At 69.4% G+C, this 21,552-nt stretch carries 18 protein-coding genes and 1 pseudogene; 14 read left to right on the top strand and 5 right to left on the bottom strand.

What is annotated here, in order from left to right:
* The first annotated feature begins 183 nt into the window (after positions 1-183).
* The 11 genes and pseudogenes from H4Q84_RS09650 to rplQ all read left to right on the top strand — a co-directional run.
* Positions 184-6,438, top strand: a complete 6,255-nt coding sequence (locus tag H4Q84_RS09650; protein WP_248583176.1) for an Ig-like domain-containing protein — start codon at positions 184-186, stop codon at positions 6,436-6,438.
* Positions 6,439-6,478: 40 nt separating this feature from the next.
* Positions 6,479-7,447 carry a MoxR family ATPase gene (locus H4Q84_RS09645; protein ID WP_248583175.1) on the top strand — a complete coding sequence of 323 codons (969 nt, stop codon included), beginning with the start codon at positions 6,479-6,481 and terminating at the stop codon, positions 7,445-7,447.
* A 10-nt stretch (positions 7,448-7,457) separates the two neighbouring features.
* A complete protein-coding gene (locus tag H4Q84_RS09640; protein WP_248583174.1) occupies positions 7,458-8,645 on the top strand; it encodes a DUF58 domain-containing protein in 1,188 nt (395 codons plus the stop codon).
* Positions 8,642-10,978 carry a transglutaminase-like domain-containing protein gene (locus H4Q84_RS09635; RefSeq protein WP_248583173.1) on the top strand — a complete coding sequence of 779 codons (2,337 nt, stop codon included), beginning with the start codon at positions 8,642-8,644 and terminating at the stop codon, positions 10,976-10,978. Before H4Q84_RS09640 ends, H4Q84_RS09635 begins: the two co-directional genes overlap by 4 nt.
* Positions 10,979-11,259: 281 nt before the next feature.
* A complete protein-coding gene (gene infA, locus H4Q84_RS09630; RefSeq protein ID WP_036490070.1) occupies positions 11,260-11,481 on the top strand; it encodes a translation initiation factor IF-1 in 222 nt (73 codons plus the stop codon).
* A gap of 31 nt (positions 11,482-11,512) precedes the next feature.
* Entirely contained in the window at positions 11,513-11,626 is a 114-nt protein-coding gene (gene rpmJ / locus H4Q84_RS09625) for a 50S ribosomal protein L36 (RefSeq protein WP_056707964.1), read from the top strand.
* A 159-nt stretch (positions 11,627-11,785) separates the two neighbouring features.
* Positions 11,786-12,160, top strand: a complete 375-nt coding sequence (rpsM, locus tag H4Q84_RS09620) for a 30S ribosomal protein S13 (protein WP_036490072.1) — start codon at positions 11,786-11,788, stop codon at positions 12,158-12,160.
* Between the two features lie 65 nt (positions 12,161-12,225).
* Positions 12,226-12,621: a 30S ribosomal protein S11 gene (rpsK, locus tag H4Q84_RS09615; RefSeq protein ID WP_248583172.1), complete on the top strand. Its 396-nt coding sequence runs from the start codon at positions 12,226-12,228 to the stop codon at positions 12,619-12,621.
* A 34-nt stretch (positions 12,622-12,655) separates the two neighbouring features.
* A complete protein-coding gene (rpsD, locus tag H4Q84_RS09610) occupies positions 12,656-13,264 on the top strand; it encodes a 30S ribosomal protein S4 (RefSeq protein WP_248583171.1) in 609 nt (202 codons plus the stop codon).
* 121 nt (positions 13,265-13,385) lie between these two features.
* Positions 13,386-14,402 (top strand): DNA-directed RNA polymerase subunit alpha, encoded by a 1,017-nt coding sequence (locus H4Q84_RS09605; RefSeq protein WP_248583170.1) that lies wholly within the window; start codon positions 13,386-13,388, stop codon positions 14,400-14,402.
* A 150-nt stretch (positions 14,403-14,552) separates the two neighbouring features.
* Positions 14,553-14,972 (top strand): annotated as a pseudogene (gene rplQ / locus H4Q84_RS09600) (50S ribosomal protein L17); the annotation flags it as partial.
* 385 nt (positions 14,973-15,357) lie between these two features.
* Here rplQ and H4Q84_RS09595 read toward each other — a convergent pair.
* Positions 15,358-15,723 carry a GntR family transcriptional regulator gene (locus H4Q84_RS09595; protein WP_248583169.1) on the bottom strand — a complete coding sequence of 122 codons (366 nt, stop codon included), beginning with the start codon at positions 15,721-15,723 and terminating at the stop codon, positions 15,358-15,360.
* 88 nt (positions 15,724-15,811) lie between these two features.
* Between H4Q84_RS09595 and H4Q84_RS09590 the strand changes: the two genes are divergently transcribed.
* Positions 15,812-16,738, top strand: coding sequence for a PfkB family carbohydrate kinase (locus tag H4Q84_RS09590; RefSeq protein WP_248583168.1), 927 nt, complete (start codon positions 15,812-15,814; stop codon positions 16,736-16,738).
* A 4-nt stretch (positions 16,739-16,742) separates the two neighbouring features.
* On the opposite strand, the gene H4Q84_RS09585 is transcribed toward H4Q84_RS09590, so the two are convergent.
* The 4 genes from H4Q84_RS09585 to H4Q84_RS09570 all read right to left on the bottom strand — a co-directional run bounded on the left by H4Q84_RS09585 (position 16,743) and on the right by H4Q84_RS09570 (position 19,908).
* Complete coding sequence (locus H4Q84_RS09585) at positions 16,743-17,315, bottom strand: TIGR03086 family metal-binding protein (RefSeq protein WP_248583167.1); 573 nt, start codon at positions 17,313-17,315, stop codon at positions 16,743-16,745.
* Entirely contained in the window at positions 17,302-17,790 is a 489-nt protein-coding gene (locus H4Q84_RS09580; protein ID WP_248583166.1) for an SRPBCC family protein, read from the bottom strand. Before H4Q84_RS09580 ends, H4Q84_RS09585 begins: the two co-directional genes overlap by 14 nt.
* Positions 17,787-18,158, bottom strand: a complete 372-nt coding sequence (locus tag H4Q84_RS09575) for a metalloregulator ArsR/SmtB family transcription factor (RefSeq protein ID WP_248583165.1) — start codon at positions 18,156-18,158, stop codon at positions 17,787-17,789. The genes H4Q84_RS09580 and H4Q84_RS09575 overlap by 4 nt, the downstream gene beginning before the upstream one ends.
* Before the next feature lie 91 nt (positions 18,159-18,249).
* Positions 18,250-19,908, bottom strand: coding sequence for an FAD-dependent oxidoreductase (locus H4Q84_RS09570; protein ID WP_248583164.1), 1,659 nt, complete (start codon positions 19,906-19,908; stop codon positions 18,250-18,252).
* A gap of 38 nt (positions 19,909-19,946) precedes the next feature.
* On the opposite strand from H4Q84_RS09570, the gene truA reads away from it, so the two are divergent.
* Together truA and H4Q84_RS09560 are read left to right on the top strand one after the other, a co-directional pair.
* Complete coding sequence (truA, locus tag H4Q84_RS09565) at positions 19,947-20,777, top strand: tRNA pseudouridine(38-40) synthase TruA (protein WP_248583163.1); 831 nt, start codon at positions 19,947-19,949, stop codon at positions 20,775-20,777.
* Positions 20,774-21,403, top strand: coding sequence for a methyltransferase (locus H4Q84_RS09560; RefSeq protein ID WP_248583162.1), 630 nt, complete (start codon positions 20,774-20,776; stop codon positions 21,401-21,403). Before truA ends, H4Q84_RS09560 begins: the two co-directional genes overlap by 4 nt.
* Positions 21,404-21,552: the final 149 nt, after the last annotated feature.

The following is a 21,552-nucleotide window of genomic DNA, read 5'->3' as shown; positions in this document are numbered from 1 at the left end:
CCTCGTTCCGGCCAGACATTTGCAAAGCCCCCCGACATTGTGCCGGTGCACCGACAATAGTGTGGAAGCGGCGACCGGAGTACGGAACACGATCCCGGGAACTTGTTCGTAGTTCGTCGACTGCTTACGCTCGGGCGAGAGTTGTAGCGATTCAGGGGGTAGCAGGTGCGCCTGCGGGGGTTCATGAGGCGGCATCGGGCAGCCATCGCGACCAATGCTGCCCTGGCGATCGCGGCGGGAGCCATTGTCGTCTACGCCGTCTCCGCCGAGGGCTACCGCTCCCACCGCACCGATCTCAATGACGGTGGCATCTGGGTCACGACCTCCGAACGCGGCTACTTCGGTCGCGTCAACAAGCCCATCGGCCAGCTCGATGGCGCCATCTTCGCCGAGCAGGACACCGACCTCGACATCGTCCAGGACGGCGCCGGTGTCGTCGGCCTGAACCTGCGTGCGGGTCGCGCCTACGCGATCGAGACGGCCGGGCTGACCCTCTCGGAAACCACCGCATCGATCCCGTCGGGTGGCCAGGTGCAGATGCGCGGGGGCACGCTCGCCAATGTCGACCCGGGCACCGGCGAGGTCTGGGCGACGCGTTTCGACCCGCAGACCGGCAAGCCGCTCGTGGGGGGCATCGACCCTTCTGCCGATCCCCTCGTCAAGGCCGGCAAGGGCGCGGCGATGGCAGTCACCGAGTCCGGCACGATCCTGGTCACCTCGTCCGACAAGGGCACCCTGGTCACCATCCGCCCGTCGACCTCCGGCGCGGCGTCGGGTTTCACCGAGCCAACTAAGAAGGCGCTGCCCGAGGCCGCGGGCGCCCCCACGGCCATGACAGCGGTCGGTGAGAAGGCCGTCACCCTCGACGCGGCGTCCGGCCAGCTCGCGGTCATCGGCGGCGGCAGCACCACTCTTCCCGACACGGGAGTCCTGCAGCAGTCCGGCCCGTCCGCCGACGACGTACTCGTCGGCACGCCAGGTGCCCTGCTCTCGGTCGGCCTCGCGACCGGCGAGACGACGACCGTGGTCGAGGGACAGAGCGGCCAGCCCGCTGCTCCGGTTCGCCTCGGCGCCTGTGAGTACGGCGCGTGGTCGGGCGGTCTCGGCTCGGTGGCCGTCGCCTGCGGAAGCGGCGCGCCCACGCCGCAGAGCCTGGGAGGCGAGGCGAGCAACCTCGTCTTCCGCGTCAACCGCGGCGAGATCCTGCTCAACGACCGCAGCACCGGATCCATCTGGGACATCGACGCCGACAAGCCGCTCAAGATCGACAACTGGCAGGCTTTCACCTCGAAGAAGCAGATCAAGGACAAGGACAAGGACGACGAGAACCAGAACAACGCCGATCGTCGTCCGCCCAAGGCCAAGCCCGATGACTTCGGTGCCCGGCCCGGCCGCACGAGTGTCCTCCATCCGCTCGACAACGACTCGGCGCCCGAGGGTCGGCTGCTGGCGATCCGCGCCGTCGACGCGCCGAGCATGCCCGGCGCATCGGTCACCATCAGTCCCGACGGCCAGACACTGCAGCTGCGCGTGCCCGACGACGCCAAGGGCTCGACGTCCTTCGAGTACTACATCGACGACGGCCGTACCCAGTCCGCCCATGCGACGGTGAGTGTCGCCGTACGGTCTTCCGGCGAGAACGCCCAGCCCACGCTGCGCGAGGGCTACGAGTCCAAGCCCTGGGTGGTGCCCGCCGGGGGTTCCCTCGAGGTGCCCCTGCTCTCCGACTGGCGCGACAACGTGGACTCCGACTCGCTCCTGCTCGAGTCGGCCACCGTCGTCGGCGCCGGCGCCGGCGACACCGCGGCCACCGCACGCACCACCGCGACGGGACGCGTGCGCTTCACCGCTCCGCCCGAGGCCGCCAACGTCCGGGTGGAGTACGCCGTCACCGACGGCGTCGGTCCGGCGACGACCAAGGCGATCAACTTCGCCGTCCAGGACAAGTTCAACACGACCCCGGTCCAGCCGACGGCCAACCCCGACGTGGTCAGCGGTGAGGTCGGCAAGCCGATCACTATCCGGCCGCTGGCCAACGACATGCCGGGCTCCGACCCGGCCACGCCGAACGCCGACCTCACCATCGGCGGCAAGATCCCCGACCAGGGCTCCGCACGCATCCGCACCGACCTCAACGCCGGCACCATCCGGTTCCTGTCAGACAAGGCGGGCACCTACTTCGTCGACTACGACGCCGCCTACGGCAGTGCCCCCACCGCCCCCGGCAAGATTCGCGTCGACGTCCGGCCGGCCCCGAAGAACGCCCTCGATCCGGTGGCGATGCCCGACACGCTGACGATCTACGGCCAGGCGGCCGGCACGGTCGACGTACTCGCCAACGACGTCGACCCGGCCGGCGGGATCCTGGTCGTGCAGAACGCCGCCGCCCAGGAGAAGAGCCAGATCGACGTCTCGGTCATCGACGGCCGGTGGCTGCGCATCGCCCCGCGCCAGGGCCGTCTGTTGCCGAACCCCCAGCTGGTTCGCTACACGGTCAGCAACGGCAACCGGACCGCGCGCGGCGAGGTCCTCGTCAGCCAGCGTCCGCAGCCCGAGGACAACACGCCGGTCACCGCGTCCGACCGGGTCATCGTCCGGGCCGGGTCCGCCGTGGTGACGCCGGTGCTCGACAACGACTACAGCCCCTCGGGTGACCAGCTGAGCCTCACCGACGACGCGACCGAGCTCGGCTCGGGTGAGCTGCGAGTCCGGGCGCCGATCGATGTCAAGGGCGACGTCGGCAGGGCGTTCATCGCCGGCCGGATGGTCCGCTACATCGCCCCGCCCGACATCAAGGAGCGAGACAGTTTCGACGTGCTGTACGTCGCCGAGAACTCTGCAGGCGAGACCGCACAGGGCCGGCTGACCGTCGTGGTCGTGCCGGCAAAGTCACCCAACACCGCGCCGGAGCCCCCTGTCCTCGAAGGCCGCGTCGTCTCCGGCGACACCGTCAAGCTCAAGGTGCCCGGCTTCGGCGTCGACCCCGACGGCGACCCGGTCACCGTGACGGGCATCGCCTCCGCACCCACGCTCGGTCGCGTGGTCTCGTTCGGTGCGAACTCGCTGGAGTTCCAGGCCTACCCGCGGGGTGTGGGCTCCGAGGAGTTCACCTACACCGTGGTCGACACGTTGGGTGCCGAGGCGACGGGCACCGTGCGGGTCGCCGTGGTGCCGGTGGGCACCCCGCAGCCGCCCGTGGCCGTGCCCGACCAGATGATGATCGAGCCCGGCCGTACCGCCCATGTCGACGTGATCGCCAACGACCAGATCGGGACGACCGACCGGATCAAGGTCGAGCTGGTCGACGCGCCGGCCGGGGTCGAGCTCGAGTCCGAGATCGGCCCGATCTCGATCAAGGCGCCCGGCACGGTCAAGGACGACGTCATCGAGGTGGTCTACCGACTCGACAACGGGCTGGCCACGTCGACGAGCACGGTGACACTCACGCCGATCGAGGACTACAACAACCCGCCGGTCGTGTACGACGCCTACGGGCGCACCACCGACAGCGACCAGGTCACGGTCGATGTGCTCGCCGGCCCCAACGAGCTGAGCGGTGCCTACGACCCCGACGGCTCGCGCACCGACCTGCGTCTGGTCGAGGTGTTCGCAGACCCCGCGATCGCGACGTTCGAGGGCGCCAGTGTCACGGTGACGCGTGGGCCCGAGCCCCGCGTGATCCCGTTCCGGGTCGAGGACGCCGACGGCGGCTCGGCCACAGCGTCGGTCTACGTGCCGCCCACCGGCACCAGCAGGCCGTACGTCCGTGACGACGCCCCGATCAAGATCGACTCCGCCAAGTCCCTCCGGGTGACGCTCGAGGACTACATCGTCAACCCGACCGGTGCGCCCCTGGCCATCACGGGTCGCAACCGGGTCTGGGCCTCGCCTCCGGTGGCGTTGGATGCCCGCTACAACGGCGACCTCGCGGTCGATCTCACGTCGCGCGGCGACTACACCGGCCCGGGCGCCCTGCTCGTCGAGGTCGCTCCGACGACCGGCAAGGACGTCCGGCGGACCATCTTGTCGATCCCGGTCCAGATCGGCACCGACCGGCCCGAGCTGCACTGCCCCGATGTGCCTGTGGCGGTCAACCAGGTCGATGCCATCGAGATCGACGTCGCCTCGGTCTGCAACGTCTGGACCCAGGACCCCGCAGCGGTTGCCGGCCTCACCTACGAGGCTGCCTGGGACCCCCAGGTCACGGGTGTGACGCTGACCGGTTCCGGCACCGACACGCTCGAGGTCACGGCGAGCGGCTCGGCCCTGTCCGGCAGTGAGGGCGCCATCACGATCACCGCGGGCGACAGCGAGCCCGACACGCTGCAGATCAGGGTCGAGCAAGCGCCCTCACCGTCGCTCCTCCCGATCAGCGTGCCCGACCTCAAGCCAGGCTCGTCGCGCACCATCGATCTGGCGTCCCGGTTCTCGGCCGGGGTCGCCAGTCCCGAGCCCCGCGTCATCGAGGTGTCCCGCTCGTCGGGAGTCGGTGTCACGGCGTCGGCCGACGGCACGAAGGTCACGCTCACGGCGCCCAACGGGGTGATCGGCCACGCGGAGTTCAGCGTGAGCATGACCGACGTCGCCGACGAGAACCCCGCGCCGGAGCGCACTGTCGACGGCACCATCTCCCTCGATGTGCTGGACACCCCGAGTGTCCCCGGCCGGCCGATCCGGGTCGGCGACCTGGAGAGCAAGCGGATCAACCTGTCGTGGGCGCCGTCGGAGGCCAACGGGTCGCCGATCGACTACTACCTCATCAAGGAGATCAAGTCCGGCGTGACGCAGCGGTTCCGGACCAACTCCGGAGCGGTGAAGGTGGGGCAGGTCGGCAAGAGCTACGCGTTCCAGGTGGCAGCGCACAACCGGGTCGGGCTCTCCGGCTTCAGCGACCGCTCGCTGACTGCGGTGGCCACCACCAAGCCCGGCCGGGTGCCGTCCATCACGCAGGTGAGCCGGGGACCGAACACCATGAAGATCTCGTGGGGTGCCGCCAACCCGTCCGGTTCTGCGATCGAGAGCTACACCATCACCGCGCAGGGCCTCCCCACGCAGACCGTGCCCGGAACGCTGACCTCGCTCGACCTCACAGGTCTGGACAACAACCGGACCTACACGTTCAAGATCTACTCGCGCAACAAGGCCGGGCTCTCCGACATCCGTGAGTCGGCGCCGTTCCAGTCTCTCGGCACGCCGCTCACACCGACGTCCCTGCGGGCCGTCGACCAGCAGCTGGGCAGGGATCTCACGACCGTGGCCCTGGACTGGGCGGCGACGCTTCCCGAGGGCCCCGGGCCGACGACGTACACCGCGTTCGCCCGGGTCGACGACGGGGTCGCGACGGCGATCCCGGGCTGCGTGCGGATCGAGGTGGCGACGTGTCTGCACCGCAACGTGCCGTACGACGGAAGCGCCGTGAACTACACCGTCATCGCCTACAACGCGCCGGGCAACCAGTCGCCCGCGAGCGCGCCCGTTCGCTTCGAGGCGATCGGCAAGCCGGCCAACTGGGCCGCGTGGAACTGGTCGGCCACCGGTCGCGACAACCAGGCGCAGCTGAACTACGTCGTGCCGGACTCCCGGGGTGCGCAGAGCAACGTCACGGTGCTGGTCGACGGCGTTGCGCGCCCGGCCCGCAACGGTGCTGTCGGGGCCCAGTCGGAGCTCATCGACGTGCCCACCAACGAGCGGAGCTTCAGCGTCGCGCTGCGCGTGTGCAACGAGAACTTCAGTCGTGGCGGGTGCACCGACAGTGAACTCCAACAGGTGCAGGCCTACGGTCCGATCGCCGAGCGGCACATCTTCTCCATCACGCCGAACGTCAGCGGAAAGTCGATCAGCTGGAGCATCTCGGGCACCAGCAACGGCGACTCGGTCCTGGTGCAGTATCAGAGCAAGAAGCAGCCGGTGCGCGAGTTCCGCCCGGCCGGTCCAGGAGCCTTCAACTTCACCACGCCGACCTACGAGACCGACAAGTACGGTGAGCAGACCGACATCTTCGTAAAGATCTCCGACGACAACCCGCTTGGTCGTGGGGAAGTGGTGCGCAGTGCGGTGGCCACGTCCAACGATCCGCCGCCGGTGACCGTTTCGGTGTCGAAAGGCGGCACCTGCCGCGACGGCACCGACCAGAACGATCCCAACCGGCCTCCAGCCTGCATGCCACCTGGGGGCACGGGCGCAGAGCCGTTCGCGCCGTGCACCGAGGCCAACTGCGCCTTCATCAACGTCGCGGTGAGCGGGTTCGTGGAGAGGTACGCGTGCAAGATCCACCGCACGGGTCGCCCAGACTTCCAGTTCGCGGTCGACCCCGTAGCCAACTATTCATCAGGGACCTACTACTACTACGGCACGGGCACGCTGCCGCTCGGCCCAACCGTGTGGGCTGAATGCGGGTCCGCACAGCAGTCCGGCAGAAGCGTGGAGATCGCGTGGTAACGCTCGACTTCCGTCCAACCCACCGGCAGAAAGACACACCATGACGATCTCGCACGAGCAGGCCGACTGGTTCAAGGAGACCTTCGACCAGCTGACCGACAACATGGAGAAGGCCGTCCTCGGCAAGCGCCACGTCGTACGCCTCGCCCTGACCTGCTTGCTCTCCGAGGGCCACATCCTGCTCGAGGACTTCCCCGGCACGGGCAAGACGATGCTGGCGCGAGCGCTCGCCAACACCGTCCAGGGCAGCCATGCCCGCATCCAGTTCACGCCCGACCTGCTGCCCTCCGACGTCACCGGCGTGACCGTCTATGACCAGCACAAGGGCACGTTCGAGTTCCATCCCGGTCCGATCTTCCACACGATCGTGCTGGCCGACGAGATCAACCGGGCCTCGCCCAAGACCCAGTCGGCGCTGCTCGAGGTGATGGAGGAGAGCCGGGTCACCATCGACGGCGTCGCCCACTCCGTCGGCCGCCCGTTCCTGGTCATCGCGACCCAGAATCCCATCGAGCAGGCCGGCACCTACCGCCTTCCCGAGGCGCAGCTCGACCGGTTCCTGATGAAGGCGTCGATGGGCTACCCCGACCGCGCGGCCACCATCGAGCTGCTCGTCAACGCAGCCGTTCGCGACCGCGCCTCGCTGGTCACGCCGGTCATCACCGCCGAGACGATCGCACAGATGAGCGGCCTGGCCGACCAGGTCTACGTGGACCCGGCCGTCATCGGGTACGTCGCCGAGCTGGCCGAGGAGTCTCGCCGTCAGCCGCACGTCAAGCTCGGCCTGTCGCCCCGTGGTGGTCTGGCCTTCATCCGGGTGGCCAAGACGTGGGCGGCCGCCGACGGCCGCGACCACGTCGTGCCCGACGACATCAAGGAGCTCGCCGAGCCCGTGCTGTGCCACCGCGTGCTGCTCGACGCCGAGGCGCAGTTCAGCGGCGTCACCGTCGAGACCGTGATCAGCCGGCTGCTCGACGCCGTATCCCCGCCGACCGACCGGGTGGCCTGAGACCACGCCCATGGCCGACACCAAGCCTCTCGACCAGATCCTGGGGATCGTCAAGCCTGTGGGCTGGGTGATCCTCGGGATCGGCGTGGGCGCAGCCTTGGTCGCCCAGACGGCGCACTGGCGCGAGCTGGGCGTGATCGCCGCGGCCTGCCTGCTCCTGCTCGTGCTCGCCGCACCGTTCCTGCTGGGCCGCACCAACGTGCGTGTCGACCTCGGCCTCGAGCCGGAGCGAGTAATGGCGGGGGAGTCCGCCGCGGCGAGCGTGCTGGTGACCAACACCGCCGGGCGACGACTGCTGCCCACCACGCTCGAGGTGCCGGTCGGCTCGGCCGTGCACCGCTACGGCATCGGCTCGCTGGCACCCGGGGCCGGCAACGAAGAGACGTTCACCATCCGCACCGAGCGTCGCGGGGTCATTCCCGTCGGCCCGGCGATCACGCGGCGCGGTGACCCACTCGGCATCTTCTCCCGTGACGTGACCTGGACGCCGGTCCGCGAGGTGCTCGTGCGGCCGCCGCTGCTGCCCCTGGAGTCCCTGGGAGCCGGCCTCCTGCGCGACCTCGAGGGCGTCTCCACCGACGCGATCTCGCAGAGCGACCTGGCCTTCCATGCCCTGCGCGAGTACGCCCCCGGCGACGACCTGCGCCACATCCACTGGCGCTCGTCGGCCAAGGTGATGGCCTCGACCGGTGAGTCGGCGCTGCTCGTCCGGCAGTACCTCGACACGCGTCGCAGCCACGCGACGCTGGTCGTCGAGGACCAGCTGTCGGCCTGGCCCGATCCCGACGACTTCGAGATGGCTATGGCCGTGGCCGCGTCGATCGCCGTACGCGCGATCTTGGACGACTTCGAGGTCTCGTTCGTCTGCGGCAAGCAGGCGTCGTCCGGCGCCGACGGTCACCTGGCGCTCGACTCGGTCTGCCGGGCCGACTTCGGAAACGTTGGGCTGGTCAACACCGGGCGACGTGCCGTCTCCGTCGCGCCCGACACCAGTCTCTGCTTCTTCATCACCGGCCCGGGCTGCGAGTTCCGCGACGTGCAGCGCGCGTCGGCGGCCTTCCCGCCCGAAGTACGCCGCTTCGCCATCCTGATCGACCCCGCCGGCCGCAGCCGGGTGAGCGAGGCCGGCGGACTCCCGGTCCTGCACCTGGCCGCCAAGGACGACCTGGCCGGGCTGCTGCGCTGGAGCGTGCGATGACGAGCCTCGACACCCAGACCCAGACCCGGCGGCGGGCGCGCGCCGACTGGCCCGGCGTCCCACGCCTCCTCGACCTCGTGTTCGTGGTGGCCCTTACCTCTTTGGCCCTGAGTGGCTTCGCCTCGTCGTTCACCGGCCAGGGCTACCTCGTCGTCGGCATCGTCGGCACCGTCCTCGCTGTCGCGATCTCCGCGCTCTTCCGCGCGCTGCGCTGGCCCGTGGTGGCGGCGGTGCTCACGCTGGTCGTCGTGTTCTTCCTGTTCGGGGGCCCGCTGTGCCTGCGCTCGATCGGCGACACGGCGTACGTCCCGGGTGGACGCACGCTCGGCGAGCTGACCGACCAGCTGTTGTTCGGCTGGAAGGACATGCTCACCACGCTGCCCCCGGTCGACGGCACCGGGCCGCTGCTGGTGCTGCCGTGGACGCTCGGCCTGGTGTCGGGCTTCATCGGTGCCCAGCTGGTGCACCTCCAGACCAGGCGCTCGTGGCTCACCGCCCTGCTGCCCGTGCTGGCCTGCGCTCTCGCGCTCGTCGTCGTCATCGGGCTCGGCGTCCGACACCCGCAGTCGCTGTGGCTGCAGGGCGTGGGCTTCGCAGCCCTGGCGCTCGGCTGGCTGGCGCTCCGTGGCCGCCGCGAGAGCGCGGCCGTCCGGGGCGGCAGCCGCGGCATCGGGCGCAGCGTCGCCGGCGTCGCACTGCTGGGCGCTGCAGCCGTGCTCGCCCTGCCCGTGGCCAACGCGGCGATGGGCGCCGACACCGACCGCACCGTGCTGCGCTCCTACGTCGAGCCGCCGTTCGACATCGGCCGCTACCCCTCGCTGCTGGCGTCGTTCCGCAACTACGTAGAGCTGCCCGCGACGGCACGCGAGGAACGGCCGACCAACGTCTTCGAGAAGGAGCTGTTCCGCGTCACCGGTGCCCCCAACGGCAGCCGGGTGCGGTTCGCGACGCTCGACAGCTACGACGGCATGGTGTGGGGGGCGTCCAACGACGCCCTGCCCGGCGAGGCCGAGGACTCCTTCCAGCGGGTCTCGTCGGTCATCGACAACCAGGTCTCCGGAGACGCGGTCAAGGCCACGGTGACCCTCGGTGAGGGCTACCGCGGCGTCTGGCTGCCCGTGATCGGCGCGCTCCAGTCGATGGAGTTCGAGAGCGGCGAGCCGGGCGTCAAGGGCGAGTCGTTCCGCTACAACCTCGCGACCTCGACTGCCGTCGTACCGTCCGGGCTGCACCCCGGCGACCGCTACTCCTTCACTGCCGTGGCTCCTGACGAGGCCGTCACCGCCGCTGATGCGCCCTCGAGCCAGACCGGCGTGCCCGCCGACGGCACCGGTTTCCTCGACGGCCCGGCCTCCAAGTGGACCGAGGAGGCGAACACACCCATGGAGCGGGTGTTCGCGGTGGCCGATCACCTCAAGACCGAGGGCCGCTACTCCGACGGAGTCAAGAAGTCCGAGCGCACCTACTACCCCGGACACGGCATCCAGCGGCTCTCCGACGGCTTCGTCAACGCCGAGGTCATGGTCGGCAACGACGAGCAGTACGCCGCGACGATGGCGCTGATGGCCAACAAGATCGGGGTCCCGGCCCGGGTGGTCATGGGTGCTGTCGTACCCGCGGGCGGCGTCGTGACCGGCGAGGACGTCTCGGCCTGGGTCGAGCTGCGGCTCGCCGACGGTTCGTGGCGCACCCTGCCGACCGAGGCGTTCATGTCCGACCGGCCGCCTTCGGAGCAGCAGCCCCAGACCCAGGAGCCGCTCAGCGGCACGGTCGTGCCCCCGCCGGCGCCGATCCCGCCGCCGTCGGACCTCGGTGAGCAGTCCGACTCCGACCTGCGGGCCAAGATGGCCAACAAGCCGTCCGACAAGTTGCAGGCAGAGGGCGACGGGCTGCCCGCGTGGGTGGCCACCGTGGTGATCTATGTCGGCATCCCGCTGCTGGTCATCGCGTTGTGCCTCGGCTCCATCATTGCCGCCAAGGTGCTCCGCCGGCGCCGTCGCCGCTCCGCCGCTGCGGTATCCACGCGGTTCGTCGGCGCCTGGCGCGAGCTGGTCGACCACGCCCTCGACCTCGGTCAGCAGGTGCCGCTCACGAGCACCGTGACCCGCCGCGAGCAGTCCGGCTCGATCACGTCCAAGCGGGCCGCCGCCCTGGCCCGGGAGGCCGACAGCTCGGTCTGGGGGCCGGAGGTGCCCGCGGCCGAGAGCGCCGAGTCCTACTGGGCGCGCATCGACAAGGAGCGCCGCGCGATGTCGCGCACGGTGGGCCGGCGTACCCGCTGGTTTGCCGCGGTCAACATCACCACGTTCAGGCCAGGGTTCCTGCGTCGCTGACCCGTGGTGGGGGGCCCAGCGCGATTAGGGATTTCTCCCAGCCTCCGCCTAAACTGGCGTGTCGGCCCAACGTGGGTTGCGTTTCGTGGTGCCTCGCGGCTGCCAGGATCACCAATCGACCAGCTCGTGAGAGCTAGTCGTGCGCGTGTCCAGGTGAGACACCCCCAGCGCTGCACGAGGTCCACCGGTCGCCTGCGACCGGAGGTTCCCGGGCCACCCAGCGGATCCATCCGCTGGCGCACGAAGACGGTAGATACGCGAATCAACAGATTGTGGAGGACATGCCGAAGAAAGAAGGCGTGATCGAGATCGAGGGCACCGTAGTGGAGGCCCTTCCCAACGCCATGTTCCGGGTCGAGCTGACCAACGGACACAAGGTGCTCGCCCACATCAGCGGCAAGATGCGCCAGCACTACATCCGGATCCTCCCTGAGGACCGCGTGGTGGTGGAGCTGTCGCCGTACGACCTCACACGGGGTCGCATCGTCTACCGCTACAAGTAACCAGCCACCCGATGAAGAAAGGGCCCTCCTCGTGAAGGTCAACCCCAGCGTCAAGCCGATGTGCGACAAGTGCAAGGTCATTCGTCGTCACGGCCGCGTCATGGTCATCTGTGAGAACCCGCGACACAAGCAGCGCCAGGGTTAAGCAGTAGCACCGCACAACTGAAGAACAACTAAACGTGATCGCTAGGTCTTGAACATCCAGGACTGAATCACCTCCGGAGCAGTGGCCGGGGCCCAACCGAGGCGGTATGGGACGCGACACGAACCGAAACCACCGTGCAAACAGACAAGGAATCGCCACATGGCTCGCCTCGTTGGTGTTGACCTCCCGCGCGACAAGCGCATCGAGATCGCACTCACCTACATCTACGGCATCGGCCGTACCCGCTCCCAGCAGCTCCTCGCCGCAACCGGGGTCGACCCGAACGCGCGCGTCCACACGTTGGGCGACGAAGAGCTGGTCAAGCTCCGCGATGAGATCGAAGCGAACTTCAAGATCGAGGGTGACCTCCGTCGCGAGGTCCAGGCAGACATCCGCCGCAAGATCGAGATCGGCAGCTACCAGGGTCGCCGCCACCGCATGGGCCTGCCGGTCCGCGGTCAGCGCACCAAGACCAACGCCCGTACCCGCAAGGGTCCCAAGCGCACTGTCGCCGGCAAGAAGAAGGCCAAGTGACGCACACGCGCCACCTGCCTGCTTCCTCGAACTCTCCCCGACCAGCTACCTCCAGGAGTTACTGAATGCCTCCCAAGAGCCGCGCCAGCAAGGTGCGCCGCAAGGAGAAGAAGAACGTCGCTCAGGGCGAAGCCCACATCAAGAGCACGTTCAACAACACGATCGTCACGATCACCGACCCCACCGGTGCGGTCATCGCCTGGGCCTCCGCCGGCACCGTCGGCTTCAAGGGCTCGCGCAAGTCCACGCCGTTCGCCGCGCAGATGGCAGCCGAGGCTGCTGGTCGTCGGGCGCAGGAGCACGGGATGAAGAAGATCGACGTCTTCGTGAAGGGCCCCGGTTCGGGCCGCGAGACGGCGATTCGTTCGCTTGGTGCCATCGGCCTCGAGGTCGGCACCATCCAGGACGTCACTCCCGTGCCCCACAACGGATGCCGGCCGCCCAAGCGCCGCCGCGTCTGATCCCGACAGCCAGAGACCCAAGGAGAGACTGAACATGGCCCGTTACACCGGCCCCATGACCAAGAAGTCGCGCCGTCTCGGTGTCGACCTCGTGGGAGGCGACCAGGCTTACGAGCGTCGCCCCTACCCCCCCGGCCAGCACGGCCGCGGACGCATCAAGGAGAGCGAGTACCTGCTCCAGCTGCGCGAGAAGCAGAAGGCCCGCTTCTCCTACGGCATCCTCGAGCGCCAGTTCCACAAGTACTACGTCGAGGCATCGCGTCGATCCGGCAAGACCGGTGACAACCTGCTCCAGATGCTCGAGTGCCGCCTCGACAACGTGGTCTACCGTGCCGGCTTCGCCCGCACGCGTCGCCACGCCCGTCAGCTCGTCGTACACGGCCACTTCATGGTGAACGGCCGCAAGGTCGACATCCCCTCGTTCCAGGTGAGCGCCCACGACGTCATCGACGTCCGGGAGAAGTCGCTCGAGATGACGCCGTTCATCGTGGCTCGCGAGACCCACGGCGAGCGCCACGTCCCGGCCTGGCTCGAGGCCATTCCGACCCGGATGCGCATCCTCGTGCACCAGGTCCCGGTCCGCGCGCAGATCGACATGCCGGTCACCGAACAGCTGATCGTCGAGTACTACTCCAAGAAGTAAAACCGGTGGTCCGGTTGCCCGTCGTCACCTCGGCGGGCAGCCGGAACCCCGACTCACTCCCTTCTCCATCACCGCAGTTCGGGCCCGTCAAATAGCGGGTGGGCCCGGGAAGGAAATATCAGTGCTTATCGCTCAGCGCCCCACGCTGTCGGAAGAGTCCGTCGACGAGTTCCGCTCACGCTTCGTGATCGAGCCCCTGGAGCCTGGCTTCGGCTACACCCTGGGCAACTCGCTGCGTCGTACGCTCCTGTCGTCGATCCCCGGTGCCTCGGTCACGAGCATCAAGGTCGACTCCGTCCTCCACGAGTTCTCGACCGTCGAGGGTGTCACCCAGGACGTCACCGAGATCATCCTCAACCTGAAGGGTCTGGTCGTCTCCTCCGAGCACGACGAGCCCGTCACGATGTACCTGCGCAAGTCGGGTGCCGGTGACGTCACCGCCGCCGACATCGCGCCGCCCGCCGGTGTCGAGGTCCACAACCCCGACCTGAAGATCGCCACCCTCTCCGACTCGGGCAAGCTCGAGATGGAGCTGGTCGTCGAGCGTGGCCGCGGCTACGTCTCCGCCGTCCAGAACAAGGGTTTGGACAACGAGATCGGCCGGATGCCGGTCGACTCGATCTACAGCCCGGTCCTCAAGGTGACCTACAAGGTCGAGGCCACCCGAGTCGAGCAGCGCACCGACTTCGACAAGCTCGTCATCGACGTCGAGACCAAGCCGTCGATCCGTCCCCGTGACGCGATCGCCTCGGCCGGCAAGACCCTGGTCGAGCTGTTCGGTCTGGCCCGTGAGCTCAACGTCGAGGCCGAGGGCATCGACATCGGCCCGTCGCCCGTCGACGAGCAGCTCGCTGCCGACCTCGCCCTGCCGGTCGAGGAGCTGCAGCTGACCGTCCGGTCCTACAACTGCCTCAAGCGCGAGGGCATCCACACCGTGGGTGAGCTCATCTCGCGCTCGGAGCAGGACCTGCTCGACATCCGCAACTTCGGTGCGAAGTCGATCGACGAGGTCAAGGCCAAGCTGGTCGAGATGGGCCTGTCCCTCAAGGACAGCGCGCCCGGCTTCGACCCGCAGGCCGCTCTCGCGGCGTACGGCGATGACGACGACGACGCGTTCGTCGAGGACGAGCAGTACTAGGTCTCGATACGCACGCGAGCTCGCTACTCGACCACCGAGAACGACGCTCGCAAGCTCGCGACAGCATCAACTCAATTGACCGAAATCGACCGGCCCAGCCGGTCGTCTATCCGGGTACCTGACACGGCCCGGGAGAAATGAGAGAACCACATGCCTACTCCCAAGAAGGGCAAGCGCCTCGGCGGTAGCCCGGCCCACCAGCGCCTGATCCTCGCGAACCTGGCGACGGCGCTGTTCGAGCACGGCCGCATCACCACCACCGAGGCCAAGGCACGGGTGCTGCGCCCGCACGCTGAGAAGCTGATCACCAAGGCCAAGAAGGGCGACCTGCACAACCGGCGCGAGGTCCTCAAGACCATCCGCGACAAGTCGGTCGTGCACACCCTCTTCGTCGACATCGCGCCGACCTTCGCCGAGCGTCCGGGTGGCTACACCCGGATCACGAAGATCGGTCCCCGCAAGGGCGACAACGCGCCGATGGCCGTGATCGAGCTGGTGACCGAGGCCTACTCGCCAAAGGCTGCGTCGTCGAAGAAGACGACCAAGGCTGCCGCGAGCACCCCGGCTCCTGCCGCTGAGGACGAGGTCGCCAGCGACCCGGTCGAGGCCAAGGCCGAGGACGCCGGCATCGCGCCGTTCGTTGACGTCGAAGGCGCCGACGCCGAGGTGTTCGAGGAGACCGAGGGTGGTTTCGAGGGCAAGTACGCCGGCTCGCACGTCCCGCTCGAGGACGCCGCTGTGGCGCCCGAGGGCTTCCCGGTCAAGGGCAACGAGGACTCGATGAAGTTCCACGAGCCCGACGGCCAGTGGTACGACCAGACGGTCGCCGAGGTGTGGTTTGACACCGTCGCGTCCGCCGAGGCTGCTGGGTTCACCCGCGCCGGCGAGTAGCCCACGCCTGACCTGCATCACGAGGGCCCGACATCCACAAGATGTCGGGCCCTCGTTGCATGTGTCAGGTCCAGCGCTGCTCGACGAGCCGGGTTGCCTCCGACACGGTCAGCCCGAGGCGGCGGCAGGTGGCGACGTACGACGCTGCGGCTGTGTCGGCGGCGGTGGACGAGGCCGCGGCCGACGACGCCACGAACGTGCCGCGCCGGCCCTGGGTGACGATCACGCGGTCGGCCTCGAGCGCGCGGTAGACCTTGGCCACGGTGTTGACAGCCAGGCCGAGGTCGTCTGCGAGCGCACGCACCGTCGGCAACCGGGTGCCGGGGGCCAGCATCCCGCTCGCGGCGCGGCCGGCGATCTGGGTGCGCAGCTGCTCGTAGGGCGCGACGTCCGACGTCGGGTCGGGCCGGGAGAAGTGGTCGGCGTCCATGGGCACCATGATGCCTGCAGCCCCTCTTGGCCGATGAGGGGTGTGGCTAGGATCCAGTGGCCACCCCGGGCGCGAGAAGAGGACCATCTTGGAACCCCTGCAGGACGACGCGTTCCTGGTCATCGGTGAGAGCCTGATCGACGTCGTACATGCGCCCGGCCAGGAGCCGGTCGAGCATGTCGGAGGCAGCGCCGCCAACGCGGCCGTCGCGCTGGCCAGGCTGGGCCGGTCGGTCTGGTTCGCGTCGGCGCTCGGTGCCGACGACCGGGGCCGTCGGATCCGGTCGCACCTGCACACCGAAGGCATCCGCTGGGCGGTCGAGCCGCTCTCGCTCGAGCGCACGTCGGCCGCGGTCGCGGAGCTCGACGACGGGGGAGTGGCGACGTACACGTTCGACATCGCCTGGCAGCTGCACCCGCTCCGCGAGGACCTGCCGGCGCCGGTCGTGGTGCAGGTCAGCTCTCTGGCGCCGACCCGGGAGCCCGGGGCGGACCACGTGCTGGCGGTGGTGCACCGCTACCGCGACCGCGCCCTGGTGGCCTACGACGTGAACCTGCGGCCGGCGATCACCGGCACCGGTCCCGCGGTGGTGGCGGCTGTCGAGGCGATGGTGGCGCTGAGCGACGTGGTGAAGGCGTCCGACGAGGACCTCGAGGGTCTGTACGGCGACCTGGACGAGCAGGCGGCCGTGGCGCATCTGCTGACACTCGGCCCGGCTGCCGTCGTGGTGACGCGTGGCGGAGACGGCGCCGGTTGGTACGGCGGAGGCGTCTCCGTCGAGATCGCCGCGCAGGCAGGCCCGGTCGTCGACACGATCGGTGCGGGTGACACGTTCGGTGCTGCGATGGTCGACGCGCTGGCCACTCGCGGCTGTGTCGGGACCGCTGCCCGTGGCGCTCTCACGGCCCTGGGCGCCGACGAGGTCCGTGACGTGCTGGCGCGGGCCGCCCACGCGGCCGCGATCACGGTGTCGCGGGCCGGCGCCAACCCGCCGTACGCCCGAGAGCTGGGCTGACGACTCAGGCCCGCGTCGCCCACGACGGGTCACGCCCGATGAAGCCGAGCAGCCGGTCCTGGGCCGAGGCATCGTCGGGTACCGGCACCCGGGGGCCGTACTGACCCGAGCCACGCATGACCTCCTCCATCGGCTCCATGCCGGCGAGCATCTCGGCACAGGTGTCGGCGTCGAGCTCGTGCAGCTGACCGGTGGCGGCGGCGAGGTCCCAGGCGTGCATGAACACGTCGGAGGTGTAGAACCGGTCGATGGCCACGTCGAGCGGGATGTCGCCGATGTGCGGGTTGCTCAGTGTCCGGCCCGCGGTGGCGGGGTCGTCGAGCAGCGCCTGCACAGCGTCGTACGCCGTCTGCCAGGCGCCGACCGGGTCCTCACCGACCGGCGGGCCGGTGGGCAGCTCGATCGCGGCTCCGCCCGCGAGGAACGCGGGGAGCCACTCGACGAGGTGACCGACGACGTCGCGCGCGACCCAGCCGGCAACGGGCGCAGGCCCCTCCCACGACCGGGTCGCTGTGACCAGGTCGGTGAAGGCGCCGGCGACCGCGCGGTGGCGGGCGGCGGGATCAGACGGCAGCATCGGCCAGCATCTGGTCGAGCTTGGCGTAGCCGTCGTTGACGCCGATCTCCATGCCGGAGGACAGCCAGGCGTCGCGGCTCTCGAAGGAGTCGACGAGGGACTGGGCGTGCAGCCGGGTGCGGCCGTCACCGAGGTCCTCGAAGGTCAGCGTCTCGAGCGAGACGCCCTCGGGCATGCCCTCCCAGGTGAACGTCTGGACGATGCGCTCGGTGCTGACTTCGTGGAAGCACCCATGGAAACCGTGCTCCAGTCCGTCGCTGGTGCTGACGAAGCGCCAGCTGCCGCCGGTGCGGGCGTCCCAGTAGTCGATCTCGGTGGGGACGTCGTTGGGCCCCACCCACTGCTTGTAGATCTCGGGGTCGGTATGCGCCCGGAACAGCTGCTCTGGCGTGCTGCGGAAGTCGCGAGTGATCGTGATCATCGGGACGTCCTTGACGGCCTCGATCGTGGCCTCGCGGTTGGCGGTGGTGGTCATGATGCTGATCCTTCCTGGGTTGTCTGCTGCTTGTCGGGGTCCTGCTCCTCGGTGAGCTTCGCCAGCACGGCGTCGAGTCGCTGGTAGCGCTCCTCGGCCTGCCGGCGGTAGCGCTCGATCCATTTCGTCATCAGGTCGAACACCTCTGCTTCCAGGTGCACTGGTCGGCGCTGGGCCTCCCGGCTCCGACTGACCAGGCCCGCCTCCTCCAGCACCTTGAGGTGCTTGGAGACCGCCTGGACGCTGACGTCGTACGGCGCGGCCAGGTCGCCGACACATGCGTCGGCCTCGGTGAGGCGGGCGACGATGTCGCGCCGGGTCGGGTCAGCGAGAGCGGCGAAGACGCGGGAGAGCTGGTCGGCGGTCATGAGTAACCTTCATCAACTGATTGGTTGAATACAACCGTAGAACGGCGCGGAGTTCTTTGTCAACCAATTGATTGCATAAGGTTCGCGAGTCCTACTCGCCGAGGGTCAGGAACGTGTGGACGAGCGGTACGACGCTCGCGCCCTCGCCGCTGGCCGAGGCGACGCGCTTCATCGAGCCCGACCTGATGTCGCTGGCCGCGAAGACGCCGGGCACCGTGGTGGCCAGGTTGTCGGGGGGCAGCCCGTCGGTCCAGTCGGCCTTTGGCACGTCGCGGCCAGTCAGCACGAAGCCGCGGTCGTCGCGGGCCACGGAGTCCGGCAGCCAGTCGCAGTGCGGCTCGGCGCCGAGCAGGAGGAACAGGCCTTCGGCGGAGCGCCGGCTGACCTCGCCGGTCGTCGTGTCGCGTACGTCGAGCCACTGAAGGCGGCCGTCGCCACCGCCTTCGGCGATCTCCGCGCACGGCTGCACCGAGATGGCCGGGTTGTGGTCGATCTCGCTGACCAGGTACTGCGACATGGTCGATGCCAGGTCGGGCCGGCGGACCATGATCGTCACCGACCGGGCGTACCTCGAGAGGTGGATGGCGGCCTGGCCGGCGGAGTTGCCGCCGCCCACGACCACCACGTCGTACCCCTCCATCTCGCGGGCCGCGGTCATCGCGCTGCCGTAGTAGACCCCGTTGCCCGTCAGGTCCTCGACGCTGTCGACGCCGAGCTTGCGGTAGGCGACGCCGGTGGAGATCACGACGGCCCGGGCCCGGACCTCGCCGCCGTCGGAGCGCAGCACGTGCGGCTTGTCGTCGCCTCCTGGCTCCAGCGACGTGACCTCCCAGCCGGTGAAGAACTGGGTGCCGAAGCGCAGAGCCTGGTTACGGGCGCGCTGGGCCAGCCGCATGCCGGAGATGCCGCGCGGAAAGCCGAGATAGTTGCGGATCATCGAGCTGGTGCCGGCCTGTCCACCGATCGCCTCCGCCTCGACCACCACGACCGACAGGCCCTCGGACGCGGCGTACACGGCAGCGGCCAGCCCGGCCGGCCCGCCGCCGACCACGGCGACATCGACGACGTCCTCGACCACGAAGTCCTCGGGGACGCCGAAGACGGAGGCCGCGACGTCCCGCACCGAGGTCGGTTGCACCGGGTTCCGGTTGTGGGCGTAGACGAGGGGGTACGTCGCGTCGGGCGAGAACATCGCGCGGACGTACTTGCCGCCGTCGCTGTCCGGCTCGTAGACCCGGCTCGCCATGCCCATCCGGTCGAGGTAGTCGCGGATCGCCATCGTCAGGGCGTCGCGCACCGGCGACACGATCTTGACCGAGACGACCTCGGGATCGGCGACCGTCGACCCCCAGTCGGAGAGAAGGTCGGTGACGGCGTTGTGGAACTCCTCGTCACGGGTGCCGCGCGGCATCAGCAGATAGGCGTCGTACTTGCCCTTGGCCATGCCGGCTCGCAACCCTGGAGCGTCGGCGATGAAGTGGTCGAAGTGGGCCGCGATCATCCGGCGCGCGGTCGGCACCACGGCACGCCACAGCCCAAAAGCCTGGAGGATCTGCGCATCGGGCAGGCGGGAGTCCGAGACGAACAGGGCGACGGTGCCGCCGCCCGCACGGATCCCCTCCGTCAGCTCGAGCGCCTCGCCGCACGAACGTGCGACGCGGAGGTCATACTCGCGGGCGTAGCGGTCGAAGGAGTCGAGCAGCTGCTCGGCGTGGGTCTCGGACACCAGGACGATTGACGGATCGGGCACCCGACAAGCCTAGAACGAAGCCGCAATAGGGTGGCGCCGTGCGCATCCGGATCGACCTTGCCTACGACGGCACCGATTTCAACGGCTGGGCCATCCAGCCCGGACTGCGCACGGTCCAGGGTCTGCTCGAGGAGGCGCTCGCGACCGCGCTCCGGCTGCCGAAGGCGCGCGTCGTCTGCGCCGGCCGCACCGACACCGGCGTGCACGCGCGCGGACAGGTCGTGCACTTCGACCTGGACGCCGACGTGCTGGCCGGCTCGGTCGGCCGGTCGACCGAGGCACCCGACGCGGCGTTGCTGCGCCGGCTCAACGGCATCCTGCCAACCGACCTGCGTGTGCACCGGGTGGCCGAGGCCGCCGAGGGCTTCGACGCGCGCTTCTCGGCGATGTGGCGGCGCTACTCCTACCGGGTGGTCGACGATCCCAACAGCGTCGACCCGCTGAGCCGCCACCACGTGCTCGTCTGGCAGCGGGCCCTCGACCTCGACGCGATGAACAAGGCCTCGGCCGAGCTGGTCGGCCTGCGCGACTTCGCGTCGTTCTGCCGCCGGCGCGAAGGCGCGACCACGGTCCGCACGTTGCTCGACCTGTCGTGGGTGCGCGACGAGTACGGCGTCGCGGTGGCCACCGTGCGTGCCGACGCCTTCTGCCACAGCATGGTGCGGTCGATGGTCGGCTGCCTGCTCGCGATCGGCGACGGCCGTCAGCCCGCCAGCTGGGCGGTCGAGATCATGAACGGCGCGCGCCGCGACCCGGAGATGACGGTGGCGCGCGCACGCGGGCTGACGCTCGAGGAGGTCGGCTACCCCGACGACGCCGAGCTTGCCGCGCAGGCGGAGCGCACGCGCACGAAGAGGAGACTGTCATGACGGACGAAGAGCAGGACCACTACTTCTCCGCCGACCCCTCGGTGCCCTTCCGGCGAGAGCCGTTCTCGTGCGAGGTGTGGGGCCAGCGCCTCGACCTGACCAGCGGGTCGGGTGTCTACAGCCGCGGCCACCTCGACATCGGCACCGCCGTACTGCTGCGCGAGACCGCGCCGCCCGAGCCGGGACACGTGCTCGACCTTGGCTGCGGGTACGGCGTCATCGGGCTGGGCATCGCCGCTGCCTGGCGGGCGCGTGGCGTCGAGGCCGGGACCACTGGTGTGACGGGCATCGACGTCAACGAGCGTGCCGTACTGCTGGCCAACGAGAACGGCGCCGCGCTGAAGCTGGAGGACCGCTTCATCGCGTGCACTCCGGGCTACCTGCCGGACTCGGTGACCTTCGACGAGATCTGGTCGAACCCGCCGATTCGGATCGGCAAGGCCGCCTTGCACGAGCTGTTGCTGACGTGGCTGCCGCGGCTGAAGCCGGACGGGCGCGCGGTGATGGTGGTCGGCAAGAACCTGGGCGGTGACTCGCTGCAGCGCTGGCTGGGGGAGCAGGGTTACCCGACCACGCGGCTGGCCAGCGCCAAGGGGTTCCGGGTGCTGGAGTCGCGGCGCGCGTAGGGGAGCTCGGTGCGGTGCTGGCTCGGCGGCCGGGTGGCGAGCTCGACCCTGCGACCCGGCAGAGAAGGGACCCGCACCAGTGGGTCGGACCTTGTATGGGCGCTGCTCGCCGGGCCGTCGCCGCACCTCGGGACAGTGTCGGTAGGACG

Origin of the sequence: Nocardioides sp. InS609-2 (genome assembly GCF_023208195.1) — a bacterium.
Classification (GTDB): domain Bacteria; phylum Actinomycetota; class Actinomycetes; order Propionibacteriales; family Nocardioidaceae; genus Nocardioides.
The sequence above is the reverse complement of the archived record's forward strand: the minus strand, read 5'-3'. Positions and strand labels throughout refer to the sequence as shown.